The sequence below is a fragment of the Methanobrevibacter sp. genome, assembly GCF_045116495.1.
Classification (GTDB): domain Archaea; phylum Methanobacteriota; class Methanobacteria; order Methanobacteriales; family Methanobacteriaceae; genus Methanocatella.
The window spans coordinates 1-4591 of sequence record NZ_JBGULU010000131.1 but is presented as its reverse complement, the minus strand read 5'-3'; the positions used below and the strand labels follow the sequence as shown (position 1 = coordinate 4591).

Sequence of the window (4591 nt, the reverse complement as noted above, 5' to 3'; positions counted from 1 at the left end):
AGTTCATCGACCTTTTCATTCAATGCTTCATCCTCTTCCACGGCCTTGTTGGCATCAAAATACAGCTTTCCGATTTTGTGGTCCAGTTTTTCGCCTTCATAATCTTCAATTTTAAGATTGCATTCTGTTATGCCGCATACGATGATGGCGATTTGCCTTCCCATATCGTTTACATAATACTGGGTTATGACATCCCTTCCGGCCAGTTTCAACAGTCTTGAAAGTGAATCACCAAAGACGGAATTTCTGATGTGTCCTATGTGGAGCGGACCGTTCGGGTTTGCTGAAGTATGTTCAAGGACAATCTTTTCACCATATTCCGGAAGCTGTCCGTAATTTTCATCAACTTTTTCCAGCAATAATTTTGAGAATTTTGAATAGTCAATAAAGAAATTGACGTAAGGTCCAAAGTTCTGGACTTTTGTAAAAATTTCCGGAACTTCAATTTTTTCAACCAAATCCTTTGCAACTTCAGGAGGAGAAGTTCTCAATTTTTTAGTTAGCGCAAATGCAATGGTACTTGCTAAATCTCCCAAATTAGGATTTGGAGGAAATTCCAGCTTGAAATTTCTGTCAACTTCTACATCATATTGATCTAGTGCCTTGTTAATAGCTTCAATAGCTTGTTTTTCAATTTCAAAATACATTAACTCACCTATAATAATTATAAACCTCTCAGCCAGAGGGATAGATAACCGATTTTTGGAATAACGACCAGATTGTCGCCAAATGTTACAACTTTTTCTTTGATTTGGCTAGCCTTTACATAATAAGGGTCAGGAGCATTGTTATTGTCCCCTTTTATTACATACATCGTAGTTCCGTTAATCTCTGTAATATTAATAATTCTATGAATGACCGGCTGGTCATACCATGCTGCATCATAAACAACTACATCACCCACTTTTACATCATTTGGGTTGAATTCATGGATTCCTAAAAAATCCGCCTTTTCGACAAGGACTATGTCTCCCCTGTAAAATGCCGGTTCCATACTTCCTGAAACAACAACGTTCAGGTGTTGAGCTGCAATTAATACAATTATAAGAATAATTATGTATGATGCAACTTCCTTAAAGTCTATTTCCATTGTATTACCTTCTTCTTTTCTTGAATGCTGCTTCGAGTCCTAATTCTATTGCATCGGAAGTTTTCTGTAAATCTTCCATGGTGTGTGCGTTTGATATGAAATTACACTCGAACTGGGACGGAGGTATAAATATACCTTCTTTTAATAATGTCTTAAAGTATCTCAGGAACTGTTTTTTGTCAGATTTCTGAGCATCAGCATAATTGTACACAGGTGCTGGGTTGAAATAAATCTGAAACATTGATGCAAGCCCAACAGGCTGAATATTGTACTCTTCATCTTCGATTATGGATTTGATGTTGCCTCTCAGGTAATTTCCTTTTCTCTCAAGCTCTTTGTAGAATGCATCATCAAGTTGTGTCAGTGTGGAAATTCCTGCCTGTACGGATACAGGGTTTCCTGAAAAAGTACCTGCCTGATAAACTGGACCTTGCGGTGCAATCAATTCCATGATTTCCTTTTTACCGCAGAATGCACCCATAGGAAGTCCTCCACCAACGATTTTACCTAAAGTGGTCAAATCAGGAGTGACACCATAATACTCTTGCGCTCCACCACGTGATGCTCTAAATCCAGTGATGACCTCATCAAATATCAGTACAATTCCGTTTTCCTCTGTTATTTTTCTGATGAATTCCAAAAATCCAGGTTTCGGTTCAATGCAGCCGACATTGCCCATGACTATTTCCATAATAATACATGCAATGTTTTCGCCTTCCTTTTCAATCAATGCTGTCATGGCTTCCTCGTCATTGAACGGAACTGATAAGGTGTTTTTGGTAGTGTCTGATGGAATTCCCGGACTGTCAGGTAATGTTGCAGCGCCGGAACCTCCCTTAACCAGTACATAGTCATGCGCTCCATGATATGCCCCTTCAAATTTGACTATCTTATCTCTACCTGTGAAACCTCTTGCAAGCCTGATTGCACTCATAGTAGCTTCGGTTCCGCTGTTACAAAATCTCACCATTTCAGCTGACGGGATTCTGTCGACAACTTCCTTTGCAAGTTTTATTTCGTTTTCTGTTGGAGTACCGTAAGCAGTCCCAATAGTTAATTGATTTGAAACTTCTCTTACGACTTTAGGGTCTGCATGTCCCAATATTAAAGGACCATAAGCTAAACAATGGTCAATGTAAGTTTTTCCATCCACATCGGTAAGTCTGGACCCGCCAGCACTTTTGACAAAGAACGGATAAGGCTTAAAAGCACGCACCGGAGAGTTTACACCACCCGGAAAATAATTTTTTGATTCATTGAACAATTCTTCGGAATACATTTTATCACACTACAAATGTTGTATTAATGAGTTTACACAAGCTACTGCAATCGGTGTTCCGCCTTTCGGACCTTCAACAATAATGTTCGGAATATCGGAATTGTGAAGAGCCTCTTTAGAATCAGCCGCACCTACAAAACCAACAGGAACTCCTACAATAGCTTTAAGATTCATTTCGCCTTTCTGGTATAAATCCATAGCTTCAAAAACAGCGGTTGGTGCATTACCTGAAACTACAATACCTTCAAAATCATTTTGTGCAGCATAACGCATTGCAGCTGCTGCCCTTGTAATTTGGTCTTCCTTAGCTATTTTTATTACTTCTTCGTTTCTGATATAACACTCAACTTCCCCATCATATCTAGTAATACCATACTTAACCATATTGATATCGGTTAAAATGGTTTCTTTATTTCTAAGGGAATCCATAGCTGCATCTACAAAATCCGGGCTGATTTTAACCAGTTTTGCATATTCAGGATCAGCTGTGGAGTGAACAATTCTTTCAACAATGTCTCTTTCAAGAGGATTTAAATCTTTGACATCATCTCCAATAAGGCCACGGATAATTTCTCTGCTTTTATTTGCAATATCCAAACCTTGCTTAGTTGATGCACCCATGAACATTTTGTCTGTCATAAGATAACTTTTGAATTAAATATATGTTAAATATTTTGTTTATTGAAAAAAAATACTATTTTTCACTGGCTGACTTGCCTGCGAGATAACCTGTTGAAAAGGCAATCTTTAGATTATAACCGCCAGTTGGTCCATGCAGGTCTAGAACTTCCCCCGCAAAATACAAGTTAGGTGTTAATGTTGATTCCATGGTTTTCGGATTAACATTTGCCAAATCAACACCGCCGATTGTTATCTTTGCAAGATCTTGATTAAATCCTGTAATCTCAAAGACAAATCTCTTTAAGTTTTCAATAAGTCTATTTTTGTCTTTTTTATTTATTCTGGACAGTTGAGTCTCGCCTTCGACATTGGATTCACTCAAAAAGAAATCGATGAAACTGTTTGTCAAAAATAGCTTCAGATAATTTTTAAGCATTGTTTTTCCCTTAATCTGAAAATCATTTGTGAATTTCTCATTTAACTCTTCACGAGTAAAATTTGGGCATAAATCAATGGCTATTTCAATATCCAAATCAGGCCCGTTCTCCAATAAGTTATAATTTATGCTTTCGGAAATCAGATTGCTCAGATTGATGATTCCAGGACCGGTAAGCCCAACATGTGAAAACAGGACATTTCCTTTGACCTTATTTTTCCTATAGCTTACAACAACATCATACAATGTTATTCCTGCAATATCAGATAGATCCTTTTTAGTGATTAACGGTGAAAGGCCGTATTTAATATCGGTCAGGGGCTGTGAGGCAAGGGAATAGTTTTTTATGTTGCAGCCTGTCTGAGGATATGTCATGCCGCCGGTTGCGATGATAACCTTATCTGCCTTGATGCTATCATTGATGATGAAGCCTTCCGTTATAGTTTTGACTTCACAGTTATAACTTATAACAACATCATCCAGATAATCGGTTAAAATCTTTAAGACATCACGGGACTTTTCAGTTTCCGGAAATATTCTGTTGTCATCTTCCTCAATGAAATCCAATCCCTTATCCTGAAAAAATGAGAGTAGCATTTCATTTGTAAATGTAAAAAAAGAGTGTTTTAAAAAGTTTTTTTGAGGATAAATGTTCAATAGCTTTTTTATTGGCTTAAGGTTGGTGATATTGCATCTTCCACCTCCGGTCAAGAGGAGTTTTTTTCCCAACTGTGAGTTTTTCTCAAGCAATATTACTCTTGAGGAATTCTGGCTTGCAGCAATTGCAGCCATGATTCCCGCAGGGCCTCCACCAATAACAGCTATGTCATATTCATCCATTTAAATCTAAAAAATAATATTAAGGGGTTAATCTGTGTCTGTCTCTTGGGAAGAGTGCACATTCACGGATGTTTTCAGAACCGGTCATGACCATAGTCAGCCTTTCTGCACCTACACCCCAACCTGCATGAGGAGGCATACCGTATTCAAACGCCTTGAGGTATGTTCCGAATCCTTCAGGGTTCAAACCTCTTTCCTCGATTTGTTTTACGAGTAAATCATGCTGGTGTACACGGGTAGCACCTGAAGACAGCTCAAGATTGTTATACATTAAATCGAATGCATGGGAGTATTTTTCATCTCCTTCCTTAGGCATTACATAGAA

6 protein-coding genes are annotated in these 4591 nt (G+C 38.1%); all 6 read right to left on the bottom strand.

The annotated features are described in order from the left end of the window. Positions 1-647, bottom strand: a 647-nt coding sequence (gene argS / locus ACJMLH_RS06975; RefSeq protein WP_405276109.1) for an arginine--tRNA ligase, incomplete at its 3' end; no start/stop codon positions are given. A 17-nt stretch (positions 648-664) separates the two neighbouring features. Beyond that, a complete protein-coding gene (locus ACJMLH_RS06970; RefSeq protein ID WP_405276107.1) occupies positions 665-1090 on the bottom strand; it encodes a signal peptidase I in 426 nt (141 codons plus the stop codon). Positions 1091-1094: 4 nt separating this feature from the next. Next, on the bottom strand, positions 1095-2369 hold the full coding sequence (gene hemL, locus ACJMLH_RS06965; RefSeq protein ID WP_405276105.1) for a glutamate-1-semialdehyde 2,1-aminomutase: 1275 nt from the start codon (positions 2367-2369) through the stop codon (positions 1095-1097). 9 nt (positions 2370-2378) lie between these two features. Beyond that, complete coding sequence (locus tag ACJMLH_RS06960) at positions 2379-3008, bottom strand: cobalt-precorrin-8 methylmutase (RefSeq protein WP_405276103.1); 630 nt, start codon at positions 3006-3008, stop codon at positions 2379-2381. A 55-nt stretch (positions 3009-3063) separates the two neighbouring features. Then, positions 3064-4266 (bottom strand): NAD(P)/FAD-dependent oxidoreductase, encoded by a 1203-nt coding sequence (locus tag ACJMLH_RS06955; protein WP_405276101.1) that lies wholly within the window; start codon positions 4264-4266, stop codon positions 3064-3066. A gap of 19 nt (positions 4267-4285) precedes the next feature. Continuing rightward, positions 4286-4591 (bottom strand): amino acid--tRNA ligase-related protein (locus tag ACJMLH_RS06950; protein ID WP_405276099.1); only part of this gene is annotated, 306 nt, incomplete at its 5' end.

Excerpts from the sequence above, each read along its gene's own strand:
- ACJMLH_RS06970 (WP_405276107.1), bottom strand. The coding sequence starts at position 1,090 with ATGGAAATAGACTTTAAGGAAGTTGCATCATACATAATTATTCTTATA.
- hemL (WP_405276105.1), bottom strand. The coding sequence starts at position 2,369 with ATGTATTCCGAAGAATTGTTCAATGAATCAAAAAATTATTTTCCGGGT.
- ACJMLH_RS06960 (WP_405276103.1), bottom strand. The coding sequence starts at position 3,008 with ATGACAGACAAAATGTTCATGGGTGCATCAACTAAGCAAGGTTTGGAT.
- ACJMLH_RS06955 (WP_405276101.1), bottom strand. The coding sequence starts at position 4,266 with ATGGATGAATATGACATAGCTGTTATTGGTGGAGGCCCTGCGGGAATC.